Below are 22,220 nucleotides of genomic sequence, written 5' to 3'. Positions count from 1 at the left end.
TTCATGCGCCTGAGCGGGTCCCGGCGCGGCGTCGCGTGTCAAAATTTCGCGACGCAACATTCGCGCTCGGAATCCCCCGCATGCTTGGCATCGTCCGGATCGCGCTCTCGCGGCCCTACACCTTCGTCGTTCTCGCCCTGCTGATCCTGATCATCGGGCCGCTGTCCGCCATGCGGACGCCGACCGATATCTTCCCGGACATCAAGATTCCGGTGATCAGCGTGGTGTGGCAGTACACCGGCCTGCCGCCCGACCAGATGGCCGGCCGCATCGCCTCGCCGTTCGAGCGCGTGCTCACCACCACGGTGAACGACGTGGAGCACATCGAGGGGCAGTCGATCGCCGGCTTCGGCGTGATCAAGATCTTCTTCCAGCCCACGGTGGACATCCGCACCGCCAACGCGCAGGTGACGGCCGTCGCGCAGACGCTGCTGCGCCAGCTGCCGCCGGGCATCACGCCGCCGCTGATCCTCAACTACAACGCCTCTACCGTGCCGATCATCCAGCTGGCGCTGTCGGGCAAGGGACTGAGCGAGCAGAACCTGGGCGACCTCGGCATCAACGCGGTGCGTCCGGTGCTCACCTCGGTGGCGGGTGCGTCGATTCCGTATCCGTTCGGCGGCAAGACTCGCCAGGTGCAGATCGACATCGATCCCGCGGCCCTGCAGGCACGCGGCTTGTCGGCGCAGGACGTGGCGAACGCGCTCGCCGCGCAGAACCTGATCGTGCCGGTAGGCACGCAGAAGATCGGCGAGTACGAATACACCCTGCAGCTCAACAATGCGCCGTCGGACATCCAGGCGCTGGGCGACCTGCCGGTGCGCATGGTCAACGGCACCGCGGTCTACATCCGCGACGTCGCCCATGTGCGCGACGGCAATCCGCCGCAGACCAATATCGTGCACGTGGACGGCGGCCGCTCGGTGCTGATGACGGTGCTGAAGAACGGCTCGGCCTCGACCCTGGCGATCATCGAAGGCGTTAAGCAGAAGCTGGCGCAGGCCAAGGATTCCTTCCCGGACACGCTGCAGATCGCACCCATCGGCGACCAGTCGATCTTCGTGCGCGCGGCCATCGGCGGTGTGGCGAAGGAGGGCATCATCGCCGCAGCGCTGACCAGTCTGATGATTCTGCTGTTCCTCGGCAGCTGGCGCTCCACGGTAATCATCGCCACCTCGATCCCGCTGGCGATCCTCGGTTCGATCGCCGCGTTGTCGGCGGTGGGCGAGACGCTCAACATCATGACCCTGGGCGGCCTGGCGCTGGCGGTGGGCATCCTGGTGGACGACGCCACGGTGACCATCGAGAACATCAACTGGCACCTGGAACACGGCAAGGACGTGGAGACCGCGATCATGGACGGCGCGCGCCAGATCGTGACGCCGGCCTTCGTCTCGCTGCTATGCATCTGCATCGTATTCGTGCCGATGTTCTTCCTCGAAGGCGTGGCGCGCTTCCTGTTCGTGCCGATGGCCGAAGCGGTGATGTTCGCGATGATCTGCTCGTTCATCCTGTCGCGCACGCTGGTGCCGACGATGGCCAAGTACCTGCTCAAGCCACATGCGCCGCATACCGACGAACATGGCACCAGCGCATCACTGCCGCCGTCGCGCAATCCGCTGGTGCGCTTCCAGCGCGGTTTCGAGGCGCGTTTCGAACGCGTTCGTTCGGCCTACCATGACCTTCTCGCGATGGCGCTGGAGCATCGCCGCGTTTTCGTCGGCGGTTTCCTCGCCTTCGTGGTGGCGTCGTTCGCGCTGGTGCCGTTCCTGGGGCGCAACTTCTTTCCCGCGGTCGATGCCGGCCAGATACTGATGCATGTGCGTGCACCGATCGGCACGCGCGTGGAGGAAAGCGCCACGTTGTTCGCCAACGTGCAGGCGGCGATCCGTCGCATCGTTCCGCCGGAGGAGTTGGGCACGGTGGTCGACAACATCGGCCAGTCGATCAGCGGCATCAATACCGCCTACAACAACACCGGCACCACGGGTTCGTGGGATGGCGACATCCAGCTCTCGCTGAAGGAAGGCCACCGGCCCACCGCCGAGTACGTCCGGCGCATGCGCGAGGAGTTGCCGCGCCAGTTCCCCGGCGTGACCTTCTCGTTTCCCCCGGCGGACATCATCAGCCAGATTCTCAACTTCGGTTCGCCGGCGCCGATCGATCTGCAGATCCGCGGCAACAACCTGCCGAAGAACTTCGCCTATGCCAGCACGCTGCTGCGCGAGATCCGCCGCGTGCCGGGCGTCGCCGACGCGCGCATTCAGCAGTCGCAGGCCAATCCCACCTTCTATGTGGATGTAGATCGCACGCGCGCGCAACTGCTTGGCGTGACAGAGCGCGACGTCACCAACAGCCTGGTGGTCAACCTGGCCGGCTCCAGCCAGGTGGCGCCGACGTTCTGGCTCAATCCGCAGAACCAGATCTCCTACCCGATCGTGATGCAGACGCCGCAATACAAGCTCGACTCGCTATCGTCGCTGGAAAACATCCCGGTCACGTCCAGCGGCGGCGGCAGCTCGCAGTTGCTCGGCGGCCTGGCCACGGTCCGGCGCGGCGTCAGCAACGCGGTGGTGAGCCAGTACAACATCCAGCCGATGGTGGAGATCTTCGCCACCACGCAGGGGCGCGATCTCGGTGCGGTCGCGGCGGATATCCAGAAGATCGTCGCTACGCATGCGAAGGAACTGCCCAAGGGTTCGTCTACCGCCTTGCTGGGCCAGGTGCAGACCATGAACAGCGCGTTCTCGGGCCTGATCTTCGGTCTGCTCGGCGCGGCGGTGCTGATCTACCTGCTGATCGTGGTGAACTTCCAGTCCTGGAGCGATCCGTTCGTCATCATCACCGCGCTGCCCGCCGCGTTGGCCGGCATCGTGTGGATGCTGTTCGCCACGCACACCACACTGTCGGTACCAGCGTTGACCGGCGCCATCATGTGCATGGGCGTGGCGACCGCCAACTCGATCCTGGTGGTCAGTTTCTGCCGCGAGCGCCTGGCCGAGCACGGTGATGCGCACCTGGCGGCGCTGGAGGCCGGCTTCGTGCGCTTCCGCCCGGTGCTGATGACCGCGCTGGCCATGATCATCGGCATGGCGCCGATGGCGCTGGGCCTGGGCGAGGGCGGCGAGCAGAACGCACCGCTGGGCCGCGCCGTGATCGGCGGCCTGATCTTCGCCACCATCGCCACGCTGTTCTTCGTTCCCGTGGTGTTCCGCATCATTCACGCGCGGCATGGCCGCGCATCCGACCCGGCATCGGTTTCCGGAGAGCCTGTCCATGTCGCCTGATACTTCTCACACGCCGAACCCCGGCTCCCCCCGCCGCCTGCGGCGCGCCGGTGCGGTCACGGCCATCGTCCTCATCGCCATCGTCGCTACGGGCGTGGCCACGCGTGCCAACGATGCGCGCAAGCTCAAGGACTGGACCGACGCGCAGGCCGTGCCCACGGTCAGCGTGGTGCCGGTCGAGCGCAGCGAGCAGGGCTCCTCGCTCGAATTGCCGGGTCGGCTGGAAGCCTATGCACGCGCGCCGATCTATGCGCGGGTGAGCGGCTACCTGAAATCCTGGAAGGTGGACATTGGCACGCCGGTCAAGGCGGGTCAGCTGCTCGCCGAGATCGAGACGCCGGATGTGGACCAGCAGCTGCTGCAGGCCAAGGCCGATCTGGCCAGCGCCGAGGCCAATGCCGCGTTGGCGGCCACCACCGCCAAGCGCTGGCAGGCCATGCTCGGTTCCGATTCGGTGTCGCGTCAGGAAGTGGACGAGAAGACCGGCGACTACACCGCCAAGCAAGCCATCGCCAAGGCGGCGAAGGCAAACGTGGATCGTATCGAGGCACTGAAGGGCTTCGCCCGCATCGTCGCGCCGTTCGACGGCGTGGTGACCGCGCGCGAGACCGACGTCGGCGCCTTGATCAACGCCGGCAGCGGCAGCGGGCCGGAGCTGTTCGTGGTCTCGGACATGCGCAAGCTGCGCGTATACGTGCGCGTGCCGCAGAACTACGTACCGTCGATCCGGCCGGGCGCGATCGCCACGCTCAGCGTACCCGAGTATCCGGGGCGCACGTTCCAGGCGCGTGTCGAGGCTTCCGCCGGCGCGGTAGCGGCCGAGTCCGGCACCACGCTGATCCAGTTGGCGGTGGACAACGCCGACGGCAAGCTGATGCCCGGCAGCTTCGCTAGCGTGAAGCTCGACCGGCCAGCCGACGCCACCGCGCTACGCGTGCCCGCCAGCGCGCTGATCTTCGACGACCACGGCCTGCGTGTCGCCACGCTGGGCACGGACAACAAGGTCGCGTTCAAGAAGGTCAGCATCTTGCGCGACTACGGCAAATCGGTGGAGATCGGTTCCGGCCTCGATGCGGGCGACCGCGTGATCGAAAGCCCGCCGGACGGCCTCGCCGACGGCGACCGCGTGCAGACGGCCGAGAAAGACACCGAACTGGCCAAGGCGCAGGGACGTCCCAATGAAAAGAAGGCCTGAGCGCGCGCTGGCCCTGGCGCTGTCGGCGGCGCTGGCGGGTTGCTCGCTGGCGCCGGCCTACAAGACGCCCGAGGTGCCGGTGGCCGAGCAGTACCAGGAACATGGCGAGGCCTACGGCAAGAGCTGGGTCGCGGCGCAGCCGTCCGACCAGCTGCCGCGCGATGGCTGGTGGACGCTGTATGGCGATGCGCGCTTGAGCGAGCTCCAGCAGCGCCTGCTGAAGAACAACGCCGATCTGGCCGCCGCGCTCGCGCATTACCGGCAGGCGCAAGCCTTCAGCCAGCAGGCGCGCGCGGGCCTGTTCCCGCAGGCCGGTATCAATGCCAATGCGCAGCGCGACCGGCAATCGGATACGCGTCCGCTGCGCGGCGCCACCTCGCCGGCCAACTACGACAGCTACACGCTGGGCGCCGAGGTCGACTACGAAGTCGACCTGTGGGGTCGTGTGCGCAACACCGTTGAAGCCGGCAAGGACGATGCGCTCGCTGCGGAGGCGGACCTCGCTTCCGCGCGCCTCAGCCTGCAGGCCCAGCTGGCCGATAACTATCTCCTGCTGCGTGGCCTCGATCAGCAGGTCCAGCTGCTGAAGGAAAGCATCGCGGCCTACCAGAAGGCGCTGGAGCTGACGCAGACGCGGCATCAGGGCGGCATCGCCTCGGGCCTGGACGTGGCGCGCGCGCAGACGCAACTGTCGTCGGCCAAGTCGCAGTGGTCTCAGACGCAAGCGCAACGCGCGCTGGTCGAGCACGCGATCGCCTCGCTGGTCGGCGAGTCGGCCTCGAATTTCAGCCTGCCTGCCGACACAACGGCCTTACCGTTGCCGACGGTACCGGTGAGCCTGCCTTCGACGCTGCTGCAGCGGCGTCCCGACGTGGCGGCCGCCGAGCGGCGCGTCGCGGCGGCCAATGCACGCATCGGTATCGCGCGCGCGGCGTACTTCCCGTCGCTGGGTTTGAGCGCGACGGGCGGTTTCCAGAGCGATCGCTACGGCGGTCTGCTCACGGCACCGAACCACTTCTGGGCCATCGGTCCGACCGCCTTGCTCACGTTGTTCGACGGTGGTCGCCGCAAGGCCGGCGTGGAGGCCGCCAAGGCGGCCACGGAAGAAGCCGGCGCGCGCTATCGCGGCGTGGTGCTCAACGCCTTCCAGCAGGTCGAGGACAACCTCGCCCAGCTCGATCACTATGGTGTCGCGCGCAACGATCAGAAGGACGCCTCGGACGCGGCGAAGCGCTCGCTGGACATCGCGATGGACCGCTACCGCCAGGGTGCGGTGGGTTATCTCGATGTCGTACAGGCGCAGACGGTCGCGCTGGATGCACAGCGCAGCCTGCTGGACCTGGATACGCGCCAGCTGCGAGCGAGCGTGCAGCTGGTCAAGGCACTTGGCGGCGGCTGGATCGGCGATGCGAAGACCGCGCCAGAGGCGGTGGCCACGGAGCCGTAGCCAGCCGCACGGCGTTTCGCCCGTGCGCCCGGTACCGACCGCCGGTCCTCTTCCAGGCTCGCCGATCCGCAAGAAGATGCGTCGCTCTTTCGGCCACTGCGACTCGTCTTCTTTCACGGGACGCTGATGAATGCGGTGCAAGCATGAAACGGTTGGCCGCCGGCCAACCCTGGGGAAATGCGTATTCCACAGCAACTGCCTCGAACGAGGCAGGAGGACTGACATGCTCTCGATCCGGAAGCTTGCATGCGTGGCTTTGGTGCTGATGGCGGGCGGGTTCGTGGCGCCGGCCATGGCGGCGCGCACGTACACGATTTCCTATGCCTACTTCAACAGCAGCGGACAGTTCGTCGGCCAGAATCTCTGGACCTGCGACAACCGAAACATCAGTGGCGGAACCGTCACGCAGTACTCGGTGGTGCAGTCGTATCCGTGCTATCCCGACCCCAACGTCGATCCGCCCTCCGTCACCTCGACACTGCCGCCCGGACTGACACAGGATCAGGCCTGCCACATCCTGGCGACCAGTCCTTATGGCGCCGATATCTGCGGTGATCCGCCGGTATTTGCCTACGGCCCGTAAGGTTTGCCGGCTGACGCGACCCGAGGAAATGCGTGGCCGCGTCAGCCTTGTCGATCAGGATCAGAGCCTCGCCGCCAGCATCGCCTCCAGCTTGCGCTGATCCGCGGCGAACTTGCGGATGCCGTCGGCCAGCTTCTCGGTGGCCATGGCGTCCTCGTTGTGACCCCAGCGGAAGACGGCTTCGCTGATCGGCTGCGGACGCGCTCCACGCGTACCGTCTTCCTGCAGGGCGCGAGGCAGCGGGGCATCCGTGGCCTCGAGTTTCTCCAGGAGATCGGGGCTGATGGTCAGGCGGTCGCAGCCGGCCAGCGCCTGGATCTGCCCGATGTTGCGGAAGCTTGCGCCCATCACCACGGTGTCGAAACCGTGCAGCTTGTACCAGTCGTAGATGCGGCGCACCGACAGTACGCCCGGGTCTTCCTCCGGCGCGTAGCTCTTGGTGGCGGTGTTGGCCACGTACCAATCCATGATGCGGCCGACGAACGGCGAGATCAGGTATACGCCGGCTTCAGCGCAGGCCACGGCCTGCTCGAACGAGAACAGCAGGGTGAGGTTGCACTGGATGCCGCGGCGCTCCAGCGTCTCGGCGGCGCGGATGCCGGCCCAGGTGGAGGCAATCTTGATGAGGATGCGCTCGCGCTTCACTCCCGCTGCTTCGTACAGGCCCATCAGCCGCTCGGCCTTGGCAATGGTGGCGTCGGTATCGAAGGACAGACGCGCATCCACTTCGGTGGATACGCGGCCGGGCACCAGTTCGGCGATCTTGCGGCCGGCGGCTACCGCGAGGTAATCGCTGGCGTCGATCAATTGCTGTTCGCGCGACTGACCCTGGTCCTTGGCCCAGCGCACGGCTTCGTCGATCAGCGGCGCGTAGGCCGGCAGCTCGGTCGCCTTCAGCAACAGCGAGGGATTGGTGGTGGCGTCCACCGGACGGTAGCGGGCGATCGCTTCGATGTCGCCGGTATCGGCGACTACGGTGGTGTACTGGCGCAGTTGTTCGAGTTGGTTGGACACGAAGGGAATCCGTCGGAAGGAACAGCCTATTGTCGCCGCACCGCGGCGCCGGGCAAAGCGCGATCAGCTTTCGTCTGTCTTGTCGGAACCGGTGACGATGCGTGCGTGGCGCTGGTAGGTCCAGTACGACCAGGCCCAGTCCAGCAGCACCACCAGGCGGTTGCGGAAGCCGATCAGGAAATACACGTGGGCGATCAGCCAGACCCACCAGGCCAGCAGGCCGGAGAGCTTCACCTTGCCGAACTGAGCCACCGCGGCCATGCGGCCGATAGTGGCCAGGGTGCCGTCGTCGCGGTAGCGGAACGGTTTGGGCGCGTTCTTGCCGTGGATCCGGTCGAGGATGACGTCGGCGGCATAACGGCCCATCTGCTTGGCCGCCGGCGCGATGCCGGGCACCGGTTTGCCGTCGGGCTGGGTGACGCTGGCCAGGTCGCCGATCACGAACACGTCCGGATAACCGGGCGCGGCAAGCTCGGGGGTCACCTGTACCCGGCCGGCCCGGTCCAGCGGCACGCCCAGTCGCTGGCCCAGCGGCGAGGCCGCGACGCCGGCGGCCCAAAGCACCGTGCGCGAATCCAGCGTCTGGTCGCCCAGCGTCACGTGGTCGGCACCGATCGCGGTCACCGCAGTGCCGGTGCGCACCTGCACGCCCAGCTTCTCCAGCTGCCGCTGCGCCTTCGCCGACAGATCCGGCGCGAACGCCGGCAGCAGGCGCGGACCGGCTTCCACCAGCAGGATGTTGGCGTCGTGCGGATTGCTGCGGCGGAACTCGCGCGGAAGGGTGTGGCGGGCGATCTCGGCCAGCGTGCCGGCCAGCTCCACGCCGGTGGCGCCGCCGCCGACGACGACGAAGTTGAGCCAGGCCTGCCGTCTGGCCGGGTCGTCCTCGCGTTCGGCATGTTCGAAGGCGAGCAGTACGCGGCGGCGGATGGTGAACGCATCGTCCAGCGTCTTCAGGCCCGGCGCGTGACGCGCCCAGTCGTCATGGCCGAAATACGCGTGTGTCGCACCGGTGGCGACGATCAGGTAGTCGTAGTCGAGCGGACCCTGCGCGAGCTGCACGCGCTTGTTCTTCAGGTCGATGTCCTGCGCTTCATCGAGCAGCACGGTGACGTTGCGTTGCTTGCGCAGGATTTGCCGCAGCGGCGCAGCAATGGACGGCGCCGACAATCCCGCCGTGGCGACCTGGTAAAGCAGCGGCTGGAACAGGTGGTGGTTGCGCCGGTCGACCAGGGTGACGCGCAGCGAAGGATCGTCGAGCTGGCGGGCGGCGGACATGCCGCCGAAGCCGCCGCCGAGGATGACGACGCGGGGCCGGGTATCGGTAGTGGCCATGCGAAGAAGCTCCGGAAGTGACAAAGGGAATCGGGAATGAGGCATCGCGAAGAAGAAGGGCGGTGCCTTGCCTTTCCTGTTCGCGATGACGCATTCCCTATGCCCCTTCTCAGTAGAGGTCGACCGGATCCACATCCAGCGACCAGCGTACTCTGCGCGCCGACGGAAGCGCCGACAGCGCGCGCGACCATGGCCGCAGCGCTGCGTGCAGCGCGGCGCGGCTGGGTCCTTCGATCAGCAGCTGGCCGCGATGCCGGCCGGCGCGCAACGGCATCGGCGCGGGCATAGGGCCGGCGATCTGGAGGCCCTCGCCGTGCAGCGACCCGTGCGCTTCGCGCAGGAAGGTGTCGACATGCTCGCGCTGGTGCGCGTCGGCGCGAAGCAGCACCTGGTGGTGATACGGAGGCAATTGCAGCATCTGGCGCTCGGCCAGCAGTTCCTTCGCCGCGGCGCCATAGCCCTGCGCCAGCAGCTGGCGCAGCAGGGCGTGGTCGGGATGATGGGTCTGCAGGATCACGCGGCCGGGCTTGGCTGCGCGGCCGGCGCGACCGGCCACCTGCACGGTGAGCTGGGCGAGGCGCTCGCCGGCGCGAAAATCCACGCTGTGCAGGCCCTCGTCCACGCCGACGATGGCGACCAGGGTGAGGTTGGGCAGGTCGTGTCCCTTGGCGAGCATCTGCGTACCCACGAGGATCGCCGGACCTTCCTCGCGCAATCGGTCCAGCAGGCTCTCGAAGGCGTCGCGCCGGCGCGTGGTCTCGCGATCGATGCGCAACACCGGCACATCGGGGAATTGAGCGGCGAGGGCTTCTTCCAGCCGCTCCGTGCCCTGGCCCTGCGGCTTGAGATCCGGGGCGTTGCAGGCCGGGCACTGCTCCGGCACGCGCGCGTGGTAGTCGCAGTGGTGGCAGATCAGCTGGCGCCGGCCGGCGTGCAGGGTCAGCGGGTGTTCGCAGCGCGGGCACTCGGCATGCCAGCCGCACTGGTGGCACAGCAGCACCGGTGCATAGCCGCGGCGATTACGGAACACCAGCACCTGCTCGCCGCGCGCCACGGTTTCGCCGACCGCCATAAGCAGAGTGGGGGACAGGCCGTGCTCCAAGCGCTGCGCGCGCATGTCCACGATCTGCACGAGTGGCGGCCGGATCGCGCCAGGCCGCGCGCGTAGGTGCAGTGCGCGGTAGCGGCCGGCCTCCACGTTGGCGAGCGATTCCAGCGACGGCGTGGCCGAGCCCAGCAGCACCGGGACGCCCAGCGCGCGACCGCGCAGCAGGGCCAGATCGCGCGCGTGGTAGCGGAAGCCTTCCTGCTGCTTGTAGGCCGTGTCGTGTTCTTCGTCGACCACGATCAGGCCGGCCCGCGGCAGCGGCGTGAACACGGCCGAACGGGTGCCCAGGATCACTCGTGCCTCCCCGCTGCGTGCGCGCAGCCAGGCGCGTGCGCGGTCGCCTTCGGAAAGGTTGGAATGCAGCACCTCCACCGGCACGCCGAGCCGCTCGCGCACGCGGCGCACGGTCTGCGGTGCCAGGCCGATCTCCGGTACCAGCAGCAGTGCCTGCTTGCCCTCGGCAATCACGTGCTCCATCAGGGCCAGGTACACCTCGGTCTTGCCGCTGCCGGTGACACCATCGAGCAGGAACGGCTGGAAGCCGCCCAAGTCGGCGGCGACGGCATCCACCGCCTGCTGCTGTTCGGGGCTGAGCGCGGGCGGCTCGACCGCCGGTCGCGGCACGGCATCGATGGCTTGCCGCACCCGCTCGATCAGGCCGGTGGGGGCGAGCCGGCGCGCGGCGCTGCGCCAGCCCGGCAGACGTTCGTGCAATTCGGCGGCGCTCAGCGGCGCGGCGGCCAGGGTTTCCAGCAGGCGGCGACTGCCACCCTTGCGGCTGCCCGCGTCCAGGGCGCTGCGCCCGGCCACACTCAGGGCCCACGTTTCTTCGTGGGTGTCCGGCAGCGGCTTGTCCTCGCGCAGGGCCAGCGGCAAGGCGTTGGCGTAGGCCTCGCCGGGTGCGCCCAGCCAGTAGTCGGCAGCCCAGGCCAAGGTCTTCATCAGCTCGGCGTCGAGCAAGGGCGCGTCGTCCAGCAGTCGCAGCACGCGCTTCAGGCGCGAGCCGCCCACCGCCGGCTCGGCGTCCGTCTCCACCACCACGCCCACCGCCTTGCCTCGTCCGAACGGCACCAGCACGCGGCTGCCAGCCTGCGCTTCGCCCGCGGCAGGCGGCAGATAGTCGAACAGGGTCGGCAGGGGAACGGGCAGGGCGACGCGAAGGACAGGCATGCGGACCTCGTGGCGGGCCAGTGTACCCGGCTGTCCGGGAAATCATCCCGATCGGCTTCCGAGGAGTCGCTTCCGGATGGACGGATGAGCCGCGACCGCCCGGTCGCGCCTGCTCTGGCCGGACTTGGCGGCGCTTGCTGGGCGCTGGTCGAGGAAGCCCGGGTAAGTGGCTAACTCGCTGAGAAAAATCCTCTTATCCACAAGAGCTGTGGATAAGTCTGTGGATGTGCCGGGGAAGGAGGCCCTTCAGGCCCGGAAAATGGCCCTTCGCGACGCGCTGTCGAAGTTTTAGCCAGCTCGTAATGTTGTTTTATATCAATCAGTTGCAATCATCGCTTGGCTGGTGTTCATGCAATTGAAATGCGACCAGTCAAAGAGTTGACAGTCCGATGATGCTGTGCAAAACCCTCGCCAGCCCATTCCTGGCCAGCCGCGACGCGCCGGCCAGTGCACGGCACTGCCGTGATGGGCATCACAAAAAAAAGGGGTGTTCCGTCAGTGCGAAATGCCCAGCGCGACGGCGCAGGTCAGGGCGATCGTGAAGAGCCACAGATAGCACCAGCCGATCACCAGGTACTTGAGCACGGTGAGTATCCATCCTTGCCGATAGACCCGCTTCTGCATCAGCAGCAGGTATACCGGCGCCCATAGCGCCAGCGCGGTTTCCAGCCAGCCCAGGACGTGCCCCGCCCATGCCGCGTGCGGGGTGATCCAGGCGTTGAGCATGGCCAGCGCCACGCACAGCAGGAGGATCGCGAACAGAAAGGCATGGCTGTGCAGCGCCACGATCAAATGCTCCATATAGAGCCGGCGCTTGAAGAGATAGAACAGCTTCAGCAGCAGCGCGAAGGCCGGCATCAGCACGAACATGGTCTGCGGCAAGGCACCGAAGACGCCGGCCTTGAAGCGTTCGGTAGCGCGGTCGCGGACCTGCGGGTCGGGGCTGTTCCAGTCCTTGACGTTCTCGCGCAGGTTGTCGACCGCATGATTGAGCCGCGCATTCATGAAGCCGGGCAGCCAGGCCACGTGCACGGGGTCGTGGCCATTGAGCCATCCCTTGAGTTTTTCCTTGCCGTGGCGGTCTTTCTTCTTCCCGCTGCTGGCGCTGCTTTCCTCATAAGTCGCCGCGGTGGAAGCGGCGGTTGCCGGTGCCGTCGAGGCCGCGGCGGGGATCGACGCCGAAGCGGACGTCGCCGGCGCCTGTTGTCCGGATGTTGCCTGGGCGTCCGCCGCCAACGTGGCCATGCGCGCGGAAGCCGCTTTGCGCAGTTCCTTCTCGGCTTCGTCGAAGCCAGTGGCAGCGCCGGGGATGCCGGCCACCTTGGCGCGGCCTTCGTGCAGTTCGGCCAGCTTCGCGTCCAGCGCCTGCTGGACTGCGGCCGGCGTCGCCTGGTCCTCGAATTCGTCTTCGTCGACGTGGGCCGCCGGGGTGATCGAGTGGCCGTTCTCGCTCAGCGAGTCGATCGCGATGTGCGTGATGAAGAACGCCAGCAGGCACAGCACGAACATCAGGCGGAATGGCGCGATGTAGCGCTGGCGGCGTCCGGCGAAATACTCGAGGGTCAGAAAGCCCGGCTTGGTGAGCAGCGGCGGGATGGTATGCAGCATGCGGCCGTCCACGTGGAGAAAGGTCTCCAGCGTGTCTTCCATCATGTGGTGCATCGGCTTGAGCACGGTGTGGATGGACTGTCCGCACTCGTGACAGAACTCGCCCTGCATCGGCGTGGCGCAGTTCGCGCAATGCACCCCGTCGTACGAGACGATGTCCTTCTTCCCCTTGTCCTGCACCTGCATACCGGGACCCCTCCCCTTGGAAGCCGGCGATGTTGTCATAAGACTCCGCCCACGTCTGCGCGCGGGATGGCCGTCCGCCCGAGCCCGGGCCGCGGGGTGCGATAGAATCGCAAGTTCCCGGAGTCCCCGTTATGACACTGACCGCTTCCGATCGCGCCCGCATGGCGCACGAGATCGGCGCCACGATTCGCCTCGCGCTGCCTCTCATCGCTGCTCAGCTCGCCGCGGTGGGCACCAACGTGGTCGACGCCATGCTGGCCGGCCACTACAGCGCGCACGTGCTGGGGGCGGTGGCGGTGGGCGCGAGCATCTGGGCGCTGGCCATCGTCAGCGGCATCGGCATGATGATGGCGGTGCCCCCTTCGGTCTCGCAGCTTGACGGCGCCGGCCGCCGACCCGAAGTGGGCGCGGTGTTTCGCCAGGCGCTGTGGCTGGCGATGGGCATGGGTGTGCTGCTGTGGTTCGGGGTGCGCCATGCGGAGCCGCTGATCGACGTAATCGGCGTCACTCCCGGCCTGCGTGCCGATGTGGGCGAATTCCTGCGCGCGATCAGCTGGGGCGCTCCCGCGCTGACCTGTTACTTCGCGCTGCGCGGCTTGTCCGAAGGCCTGTCGATGACCCGTCCCTCGATGTACTTCAGCCTGGGCGGGCTGTGCGTGCTGGCGCCGCTGGGGTACGTGCTGATGTTCGGCAAGTTCGGTCTGCAGCCCCAGGGCGCGCGCGGCTGCGGCATCGCCACGGCGCTGGTGCTGTGGATGGAGATGCTGGGCTTCGCCTTCTACGTGGCCCGCCACCGCAACTACCGTGGGCTGAACCTGGGCGAGCGTTTCGATCCGCCGAACCTGCGCCGCATCGGCGAGCTGTTGTGGGTCGGCCTGCCGATGGCGGTAACCCTGCTGGCCGAGGGCGGCCTGTTCGTCGCCGTGGCGTTGGCGCTGGGCACGCTCGGCGAAACGGTCGTGGCCAGCCATCAGGTGGCGCTGAACATCGCCTCGTTCTTCTTCATGATCCCGCTGGGCCTGGCCATGGCAATCACCGTGCGCGTGGGCAATGCGGTGGGGCGCGGCGATGCCGTGGGCGTGCGCTATGCGGGCTTCTGCGGCATCGGCCTCACGCTGGTCACGCAGATGGTGTCGGCTGGCCTGATGCTGGGGCTGCCGAACCTGATCGCCGCGCTGTACACGCGCGACGCGGCGGTCATCGCGCTGGCCACCCAGCTGATCGTGCTGGCCGGCGTCTTCCAGTTCTCCGACGGCATCCAGGTCGCATCCAACGGCGCGCTGCGCGGCCTGAAGGACACCCGCGCGCCGATGGCCATGACCTTGTTCGCGTACTGGATGATCGGCATGCCGGTGGGCTGGTGGCTGGCGTTCCGCCACGGGCTGGGCGCGCGTGGCATGTGGATGGGCCTGGTGGCCGGCCTGAGCGTGGCCGCGGTGCTGCTGTTCACCCGTTTCTGGCGCAGCTCGGCCACGGAACGCTGGCGCCGGCAAGGGAGCCGCTGATCTATTCCACGTACCCGGCATGACGCCCAGAAGGGCCGACTTCTACCACATGACCTGACCCGGGGCGTCGGAGTACGCTGCCGGTCCACTGTCGAGGAATGATCGAATGACGGAGCGCCGCACCAACGGTTTCTGGGCCTTTCTGCGCGTCATCGGGCGCGGCATCAACGTGGTCAGGCTGGTGATCGTCAACCTGGTTTTCTTCGTCTTCCTCGGCTTGTTCCTGCTGCTGGTGTTCGGCTTCTGGGCCGGCAGCCACATGGAGCGCAGCATCCAGAACGACAGCGTGCTGGTGCTCAAGCCGCAGGGCGAGCTGGTCGAGCAATTCAGCATCGAGCCGCTGCAGCGCGCGCTGCAGGGTCTGTCCGGCAACGCGCCCAAGCAGGTGCAGGTGCGCGACCTGGTCGCGGCCATCGATGCCGCCGCCACCGACAACCGCATCAGCCGCATTCTGCTCGAGCCACAGGAGCTCAACGCCGGCGGCTTCGCCGCGGTGCGCGAAGTAGGCGCGGCGCTGGACCGTTTCCGCGCCACCGGCAAGCCGGTGGTGGTATGGGCGTCCAACATGGACCAGGGCCAGTATTACCTGGCCGCGCATGCGGATCGCATCCTGCTCGACCCGATGGGCGGCGTGGTGCTCACCGGCCTGGCCAACTACCGCCTGTTCTACAAGGACCTGCTCGACAAGCTCGGCGTGGACGTGCACCTGTTCCGCGTGGGCCAGTTCAAGAGCGCGGCCGAGCCGTACATCCTCGACCACGCCTCGCCCGAAGCGAAGGAAGCCGATGCCTACTGGATGGGCGGTCTGTGGGATCGCTACCTCGATGAAGTGGCCAAATTGCGCAAGCTGGAACCGGCGGCGCTGCGCGCCGACATCGACGGCCTGCCCGAAGCGATCGCCGGCACCCGGGGCGACCTCGGCCAGCTCGCGCTGAAGGAGCACCTGGTCGACGGGCTGGCTACCCACGGCGAACTCGAAGCGATGATGCGCAAGGAAGGCGTACCGGCCGGCCGCAAGGGCGAGGGTTTCCGCCAGGTCGAGCTGCGCCGCTATGCAGCTGGGCTGTCGTCGGACGGCGTATTCGCGTCGGGGGTGGCGGTGGTGGTCGCGGAGGGCGAAATCGTCGGCGGCAAGCAGCCGCAGGGCACCGTCGGCGGCGAATCCACCGCGGCGCTGGTGCGCGCCGCACGCGAGGATCGCCGCACCAAGGCGCTGGTGCTGCGCGTGAATTCGCCGGGCGGGGAGGTCTATGCCGCCGAGCAGATCCGCCGCGAAGTGGCGCTGACCAAGGCCGCCGGCATCCCGGTCGTCGTGTCCATGGGCAACGTGGCCGCCAGCGGCGGCTACTGGATTTCCATGAATGCCGATCGCATCTACGCCGAGCCCAACACCATCACCGGCTCGATCGGCATCTTCGGCATGTACTTCACCGTGCCGGGCACGCTGGACAAACTGGGCGTGAAGAGCGACGGCGTCGGCACCGGTCCGCTGGCCGGCGCGTTCAACCTCACCCGCCCGCTGGATCCGAAGGTGGGTACGCTGATCCAGGCGATCATCGAGAAGGGCTACCGCGATTTCGTCGGCAACGTCGCGCAAGCGCGTGGCAAGGAATACGACGCGATCGACACCATTGCGCAGGGTCGCGTGTGGACCGGCCAGCAAGCGCTGGAGCGCGGCCTGGTCGACGAGCTGGGCGGTCTGCGCGAGGCCATCGCCGATGCCGGCGAGCGCGCCAAGCTCGGCAAGAATCCGCCAGTGCATTACGTCGAGGCGCCATTGGGCGGTTTCGAGCAGTTCCTGGTCGGGCTCAACGACAGTGCAGCGACCGTGGCCCTGCGCTCCTACGGCGTGCGCCTGCCGTCGTGGCTGGTCCAGCTGCCGGCGATGGCGCCGGAGTTGAAGCTGGTGCGCAATGCACAGCCGGGCAAGGCGAACGTGTACGCGTATTGCTTCTGCGAGCCGCGTTGATCAGCAAGGGAACGGGAGCGCGTCGCTGCGAGCTCCCGTTCCGGCTCAAGCCGGCGCCGCGTTGAAGTAATCGCCTTCGCGCCGCACGCGCACCGGCATGCCGAAGGCTTCCGTGAGCGCATCGTCGGTGAGTACACCGGCCTTGTCGCCATGCCGCAGCGTCTTGCCGTCGCGCAGCAACAGCACTTCGCCGATCTCAGGCACGATCTCCTCGATGTGATGTGTCACCAGCAGCAGCGTGGTGCCCTGGCGTGCGAGCGTGCGCAGGCTTTCCAGGAAATGGCGGCGGGTGGCCAGATCCAGCCCCGCGCTGGGCTCATCCAGCAGCAGAGCGCGCGGGCGATGGACCAGGGCGCGGGCGATCAACGCGCGCCGTGCCTCGCCGGTGGAAAGCGTGGACATGTCGCGCCCGATCAGGTGCGTGATGCCCATCAGCGCCAGCGCCTCGTGCGTACGCTCGCGCATAGCCGCGGTGACGCGGTGGTCCGGGCCCAGGCCTCGCGCGTTGAAGAATCCGGACACCACCGCGTCGAACACTTCCAGCGAGGTGTCCGTGGTGTAGTCCAGCTGCAGCGCGGGCGAGACCAGGCCAAGCAGGCTGCGCAGTTCGTCGACATGCCAGCGGTCGCGGCCGAACACCCGTACGCTGGCGCGTCCGTCGTCGCGCGCCAGCGGATACAGCTGACGCGATACCAGCTTCACCAGCGTCGATTTGCCTGAGCCGTTCGCACCCAGGATCGCCGTGTGCTGGCCGGCCTCCACGCGCAGGCTGAGCTCATCGAGGATGAGGCGATCGCCGCGCAGCACGCTGGCGCGCTCCAGTTCCAGCACGGGCGCATCCGGCGCGATGACCGGACGCCGGGCCAGCGCGGTGGCTTCCTGCTGCATGCGTCAGTGCTCCGCCGCGTCGATCTGCTTGCGCTGTTCCTCGGCCTGCTGGTCGACGGTCTTCTGCACATCCTTGGCTTTCTGTTCCTGCTTCTTCAGGTCGTCCCACGGCGTGGCGGCACGCGGCGGCGGCGCCGCGACCTCGGCCTTGGGCGCGGGCGGCTTGCCCGAGCAGGCGGCCAGGGCGAGCAGGCTGAGCGGGAGGATGAGCCACTTCATGCGGGTGCTCCGAGAGGGACCGGAACCGCAGTGTCCCGCGCAAGTGGGGTGGCGGCAACCGCGGACTGGTCGCGATGTGATGCAGGCTCTAAGCTCGCCAGCCATGAACAACCGCATCGACGCCTGGCAATTGCAGGGCCATACCGCGCTGGTCACCGGTGCCAGCAAGGGTATCGGCTACGCCACCGCCCGCGAACTGGCCGGCCTCGGCGCCAACCTGCTGCTGGTGGCCCGCGACGCCGATTATCTTGAGCAGGTGCGCGTGGAACTGGCCGACGATTTCGAGAACATCGAGGTGCTGGCTTTCGCCGCCGACCTCGCCGAGCAGGAAGATCGCCTCGCCGTGTTCGACTGGATCGCCGACCTCGGCGCGCCGCTGTCGCTGCTGGTCAACAACGCCGGCGGCAACCTGCCGGCGGCGACGCTGGACTACGGCGAGCGCGATTACCGCGCGATCTTCGAATTGAATCTGTTCTCGGCATTCGAAATGTGCCGGCTCGCGCATCCGCAGCTGGTGCAGCACGCCAATGCGGCCATCGTGAACGTGGGTTCGGTTTCCGGTGTCACTCACGTGCGCACCGGCTCGGCCTACGGCATGACCAAGGCAGCCCTGCACCAGCTCACGCGCAACCTTGCCGTCGAGTGGGCGACCGACGGCATCCGCGTGAACGCGGTGGCGCCCTGGTACATCCGCACGCAACGCTCCGAGCCGGCGCTGGCCGACGACGACTACCTGGACGAAGTGCTAGATCGCACGCCGCTGCGCCGCATCGGCGAGCCGGAAGAGGTCGCCGCGGCGATCGCGTTCCTCTGCCTGCCGGCCGCCAGCTACATCACCGGGCAGGTGCTGGCGGTGGATGGGGGATTCCTCAACTACGGGTTCTAGCGCGGGCTGGCGCGACCTGGCTCAGCGGCAATTGCTCAGCTGCGCGCGCAAGGTCTCGTCCCGCTGCTCCAGGGGCGGGCGATCGCTCTTGAATGCCCGGCGCAGCTTGCGCGCATTGTCGTCGTAGTCGTCCTGCAGGGCGTGGCAGGTTTCGTCGAAGCCGAGCGGCCGGCACTGGTCCTGCACCCAGACATAGCTGCCAGACACCATGCCCGCGGTGACTTTGCCGCGATTGGCTTCAGGCGCGGAGATGCCGCCGCCTCCGCCCGGCCCATAGACGCGCGCCAGCGGCAACTGCACGGCGCCGAGCACGCCGAAGGGAGCCAGGTAGGGTTCCGGATAGCCGTTCTGGCTGAGGTAGGCCTTGCCGTCGGTGGCGCGCGTGCACGCATACAGGCGCGGCAGCGGGGCTGCCGGTTCCGGCGGTGGCGCGGGCGGTGCTGAACGGGGCTCGTCGCGGCGCTCCTCCGGCTGCGCGCGTACCGGGGGTGGTGCCGGCGCCGGCGTGGCCAGTTCGATGGTGTCCTGGCGCTGCGCGCGGGCGCAGGGCCTGTCCTGGAAGGTCACGCGGCCGTCGCTGCCGGTGCATTTATAGACCGTGGTGGCACCAGCCACGGGCAGGCCCAGCGGCAGCAACAGGAGAAGCAGGAGCGGTCGGCGGCGCATCGTCCGGATTGTAGTTCCAGCCCGGTGCGGAAACTCAGAACTCGGCCGCGTGTTCCTCGGCGGCGAAACCTATGGTCAGCGCGCCTTCGCCCACGTTGACCATGCCGGTGATGCTCATCGGCGCTTCCAGCAGATCCACGCCATGCTCGGCGCAGGCAAGGCGCAGGGCGGCATAGCCAGGCAGCTTGTCCAGCTCCGCCAGGTCGCCGCCATAGCTGACGCACATGGCGGGAGCCAGAAGCCCCGCGCGCACGCGCTGTGCAGCGTAGCCCAGCAAGGTCTCGGCACCATGCTCGAAGCCGCGAACCTTGCCTACCGGTCCGGTCTCGCCGCGATGGGCGCGCAGCAGCGGCTTGATGTCCAGGGCCGAGCCGAGCACGGCGCTGAACAGGCCCACGCTGCGATCGCCCTTCTTCTTGGCGCGCGCGCGCAGGTAATACAGGTCGCGCGGCAACATGTAGCCGTAGGAATGGTTGGCGATATAGGTGGCCCGCTCGCGGATCGCCTGGTGCGTTTCGCCGGCGCGAATCAGGCGCGCCGTCTCCACGATGGCGGGCGCGGTGCCGGCGAACAGATTGCGCGTGTCGATCACGCGCATGAGGAACTGGCCGGCCATGCCGGCTTTCTCGCGCGCCTCGCGATAATGCTTGAGCACGGCGAAGCTGGCCCGGTTCGCATGGTCGTTGATGGGGCTGCGAGTCGCGGTGACGGTCAGGCAGAACACGCAGTCCTGCTCCAGCACCAGCTTGTCCAGGAACAGCTTCTGGATCTCTTCCACCGAACACGGTTCGGTCTCGGCGGAGTGGCCACGGTCGCCCAGCTTGCGGTCGATGAAGCGCTGTATTTCAGCCGGACTGCGATTGTCGAGGAAGGTTTCGCCGTCGACGCGTACGGTAATCGGCATCACCGTGACGCCATGCTCTTCCAGGAAGCCCTGCGGGACATCGCAGGACGCATCGATGGCCAGCCCCATGCGCATCACGTCACCCCCTCCGATCGAATGCGGCGGCACCATAGCATGGGCCGGGGTCGCTGCCGACTGGTTCACAGAACGACGGCGCGCCGTCAGCTTGACGTTGGGTGCAAGTCTTCCGGAGAGAGTAACGAGCGCAACCGGTAAGATAGCTGCCCATGGATTGGCACATCGCCGGCGTGGCGTCGCCGGTAACGCAGCGCGGGAAGCCCGCGCATGACCTCGAAGGGTCCCATGAAAGACAAACAGGAAATCGTCTCCAACTGGCTGCCGCGTTATACCGGCACGTCACTGGAGCAGTTCGGCCAGTACGTGCTGCTCACCAATTTCGGCCATTACGTGGATCTGTTCGCCCAGTGGCATGGCGTGGAAGTGCAGGGGCGCGACCGGCCCATGCCCAATGCCACCGCCGACGGCATCACGTTGATCAACTTCGGCATGGGCAGCCCGAATGCCGCCACGGTGATGGATCTGCTCAGCGCCATCGCACCGAAGGCGGCGCTGTTCCTGGGCAAGTGCGGCGGCCTGAAGAGGAAGAACGCGATCGGCGATCTGGTGCTGCCGATCGCGGCGATTCGCGGCGAGGGTACGTCCAACGACTATCTGCCGCCCGAAGTGCCCGCGCTGCCGGCATTCCAGCTGCAGCGCGGCGTATCCACCATGATCCGCGATCTCGGCTACGACTACTGGACCGGCACGGTGTACACCACCAACCGCCGCGTCTGGGAGCACGACGAGCAGTTCAAGGAATACCTGCGTCGCACGCGCTGCATGGCGGTGGACATGGAGACCGCCACCATCTTCGCCGCCGGATTCGCCAACGAGATCCCCTGTGGCGCACTGCTGCTGGTCTCCGACCAGCCGATGATCCCGGAAGGCGTGAAGACCGAGGCCAGCGATCGCAGTGTCACGGCGCAGTTCGTCGAACGCCATATCCGCATCGGCATCGAAGCGCTCAAGCTGGTACGGCGCAACGGGCGCAGCGTGAAGCATCTGCGCTTCGAAGACGGCGTGGAGTGACGTAACGGCCGCGCGTCGCGTCGGTTCATTCAAAAAGCGCCGCCTGAAGCGGCGCTTTTTTTTTGCGTATTTTTGCGCCATCGCGATTATGGTTCGCGGTAGTGATTTGAAGGCTAATGTCACCAGTGCGGCAATTGTGCGGGCGATCCCGTAAGTTTTTTGATGTCCATTTTCGTGAGATAACGCGGAAATATCTTGCTTCTTGTCGGAGCTACGGGCTCGCGATAGCGTCGACGCAGCCAGGCGTCGGCTTGGCCGGCAATGACTGCAGACATTATTCATATTGTCGTCTCGTGCAGCGCATTTCCGTGGGTGAAGAGCGGTCCCGACGAAATTCATGTCAAAGGAGCCTGGCTTATGAAATCGTTTCGTTTTGCGTTTTTGGTGGCGCTTGTCTTTTTATTTCTTAGTTCGCCCGCCTGGGCTATCTGGGTATCAGCTAATTCGTTCGTGTATTTCGATGCGCAGGGCAACGTGGTTGGCCAATCCATCAAGTCCTGCACTAACTCCATACGACAGTACGAAGGAACGACCAGCATCTATTGGAGAGAGGACAGCATTAATTGCGAAAATTCGACGCTTAATGGCTGGTATTGCACATGGACGGCGGAGAACGGACCTGACGGCACATCGGTTTATCCCACCGGCGGCTGGTACTGCAATCCGATCGTCAATTACGGTCAGCCGAGTCCACCGATCCAGACCTCCCAGCAATATCTGCCGCCCGGGATGACGTTGGAGCAGTCCTGCGCCAAGGTGGGATGCAACAGGCCCGATCAGTTCCTCGGACAATGGACGACAGCGCCGCAGTCGGATCTTACGAACTCCAGCCTTCCGCCTCAGTTGAGATAGCGCCTAGCCGTTGCGGCTCATGGCGTGTTCGGCACAAGTTGCCCGAACCGGTGTTCATCGGCGCGTGCTTTTCCGTGAGCGGCTGCAGTCTCGGCTTCGGTTTGGCACCAAAGAGACCCCCGCCTCGGCGGGGGTCTTCCGTGCGGTTCAAAAAAGGAGGGGCGCCTGGCGATGGCCCAATGTGGGGAGATTCCAACTTGTGGGTGCGGAGTTTCGTCATCCAAAGAGCTCTGCACGTTTAGTGCTGATCAAATCCTCAAGGCGAGAAGTCGTAGCCTGCCGCCGGCGGGTGTAACGCGGATCCTGGAA

General features: G+C 66.9%; 17 protein-coding genes. 9 read left to right on the top strand and 8 right to left on the bottom strand.

The genetic code is table 11. The annotated features are described in order from the left end of the window. The first annotated feature begins 80 nt into the window (after nucleotides 1–80). The 4 genes from ACNR9O_RS18265 (at nucleotide 81) to ACNR9O_RS18250 (ending at nucleotide 6,512) form a co-directional block, all read left to right on the top strand. Nucleotides 81–3,287, top strand: coding sequence for an efflux RND transporter permease subunit (locus ACNR9O_RS18265; RefSeq protein WP_473686187.1), 3,207 nt, complete (start codon nucleotides 81–83; stop codon nucleotides 3,285–3,287). Next, on the top strand, nucleotides 3,277–4,482 hold the full coding sequence (locus ACNR9O_RS18260) for an efflux RND transporter periplasmic adaptor subunit (RefSeq protein WP_473686189.1): 1,206 nt from the start codon (nucleotides 3,277–3,279) through the stop codon (nucleotides 4,480–4,482). Before ACNR9O_RS18265 ends, ACNR9O_RS18260 begins: the two co-directional genes overlap by 11 nt. Next, a complete protein-coding gene (locus ACNR9O_RS18255; RefSeq protein WP_473686191.1) occupies nucleotides 4,466–5,929 on the top strand; it encodes an efflux transporter outer membrane subunit in 1,464 nt (487 codons plus the stop codon). The genes ACNR9O_RS18260 and ACNR9O_RS18255 overlap by 17 nt, the downstream gene beginning before the upstream one ends. Nucleotides 5,930–6,152: 223 nt before the next feature. Next, nucleotides 6,153–6,512, top strand: a complete 360-nt coding sequence (locus tag ACNR9O_RS18250) for a DUF6289 family protein (RefSeq protein WP_473686193.1) — start codon at nucleotides 6,153–6,155, stop codon at nucleotides 6,510–6,512. A gap of 60 nt (nucleotides 6,513–6,572) precedes the next feature. On the opposite strand, the gene tal is transcribed toward ACNR9O_RS18250, so the two are convergent. The 4 genes from tal to ACNR9O_RS18230 form a co-directional block, all read right to left on the bottom strand. Beyond that, entirely contained in the window at nucleotides 6,573–7,526 is a 954-nt protein-coding gene (gene tal / locus ACNR9O_RS18245) for a transaldolase (protein WP_473686195.1), read from the bottom strand. Nucleotides 7,527–7,589: 63 nt separating this feature from the next. Further along, a complete protein-coding gene (locus ACNR9O_RS18240) occupies nucleotides 7,590–8,861 on the bottom strand; it encodes an NAD(P)/FAD-dependent oxidoreductase (RefSeq protein WP_473686197.1) in 1,272 nt (423 codons plus the stop codon). Nucleotides 8,862–8,970: 109 nt separating this feature from the next. Continuing rightward, nucleotides 8,971–11,139 carry a primosomal protein N' gene (locus tag ACNR9O_RS18235; RefSeq protein WP_473686199.1) on the bottom strand — a complete coding sequence of 723 codons (2,169 nt, stop codon included), beginning with the start codon at nucleotides 11,137–11,139 and terminating at the stop codon, nucleotides 8,971–8,973. Between the two features lie 495 nt (nucleotides 11,140–11,634). Next, on the bottom strand, nucleotides 11,635–12,933 hold the full coding sequence (locus ACNR9O_RS18230) for a DUF3667 domain-containing protein (RefSeq protein ID WP_473686201.1): 1,299 nt from the start codon (nucleotides 12,931–12,933) through the stop codon (nucleotides 11,635–11,637). A 131-nt stretch (nucleotides 12,934–13,064) separates the two neighbouring features. On the opposite strand from ACNR9O_RS18230, the gene ACNR9O_RS18225 reads away from it, so the two are divergent. After that, a complete protein-coding gene (locus ACNR9O_RS18225) occupies nucleotides 13,065–14,438 on the top strand; it encodes an MATE family efflux transporter (RefSeq protein WP_473686203.1) in 1,374 nt (457 codons plus the stop codon). Nucleotides 14,439–14,544: 106 nt separating this feature from the next. Beyond that, on the top strand, nucleotides 14,545–16,407 hold the full coding sequence (gene sppA / locus ACNR9O_RS18220; protein ID WP_473686205.1) for a signal peptide peptidase SppA: 1,863 nt from the start codon (nucleotides 14,545–14,547) through the stop codon (nucleotides 16,405–16,407). Nucleotides 16,408–16,452: 45 nt separating this feature from the next. Here the strand turns inward: sppA and ACNR9O_RS18215 are convergent, their stop codons facing one another. Both ACNR9O_RS18215 and ACNR9O_RS18210 read right to left on the bottom strand, forming a co-directional pair. Continuing rightward, nucleotides 16,453–17,295 (bottom strand): ABC transporter ATP-binding protein, encoded by an 843-nt coding sequence (locus tag ACNR9O_RS18215; protein ID WP_473686207.1) that lies wholly within the window; start codon nucleotides 17,293–17,295, stop codon nucleotides 16,453–16,455. 3 nt (nucleotides 17,296–17,298) lie between these two features. Beyond that, the gene (locus ACNR9O_RS18210) at nucleotides 17,299–17,514 is read right to left on the bottom strand and encodes a hypothetical protein (RefSeq protein ID WP_473686209.1); all 216 of its coding nucleotides are present in this window, start codon (nucleotides 17,512–17,514) and stop codon (nucleotides 17,299–17,301) included. 103 nt (nucleotides 17,515–17,617) lie between these two features. Here ACNR9O_RS18210 and ACNR9O_RS18205 point away from each other — a divergent pair, with 103 nt between their 5' ends. After that, nucleotides 17,618–18,400, top strand: a complete 783-nt coding sequence (locus ACNR9O_RS18205) for an SDR family oxidoreductase (protein ID WP_473686211.1) — start codon at nucleotides 17,618–17,620, stop codon at nucleotides 18,398–18,400. A 21-nt stretch (nucleotides 18,401–18,421) separates the two neighbouring features. Here ACNR9O_RS18205 and ACNR9O_RS18200 read toward each other — a convergent pair whose 3' ends face one another. Then, complete coding sequence (locus ACNR9O_RS18200) at nucleotides 18,422–19,066, bottom strand: DUF4124 domain-containing protein (protein ID WP_473686213.1); 645 nt, start codon at nucleotides 19,064–19,066, stop codon at nucleotides 18,422–18,424. A gap of 34 nt (nucleotides 19,067–19,100) precedes the next feature. Then, nucleotides 19,101–20,045 (bottom strand): DegV family protein, encoded by a 945-nt coding sequence (locus tag ACNR9O_RS18195; RefSeq protein WP_473688357.1) that lies wholly within the window; start codon nucleotides 20,043–20,045, stop codon nucleotides 19,101–19,103. 228 nt (nucleotides 20,046–20,273) lie between these two features. On the opposite strand from ACNR9O_RS18195, the gene ACNR9O_RS18190 reads away from it, so the two are divergent. After that, nucleotides 20,274–21,059: an AMP nucleosidase gene (locus ACNR9O_RS18190; RefSeq protein WP_473686214.1), complete on the top strand. Its 786-nt coding sequence runs from the start codon at nucleotides 20,274–20,276 to the stop codon at nucleotides 21,057–21,059. A gap of 357 nt (nucleotides 21,060–21,416) precedes the next feature. Next, complete coding sequence (locus ACNR9O_RS18185) at nucleotides 21,417–21,911, top strand: hypothetical protein (RefSeq protein ID WP_473686216.1); 495 nt, start codon at nucleotides 21,417–21,419, stop codon at nucleotides 21,909–21,911. Nucleotides 21,912–22,220: the final 309 nt, after the last annotated feature.

Source organism: Dyella sp. CR10, assembly GCF_055814425.1.
This window is presented reverse-complemented; position numbering and strand designations above follow the sequence as displayed.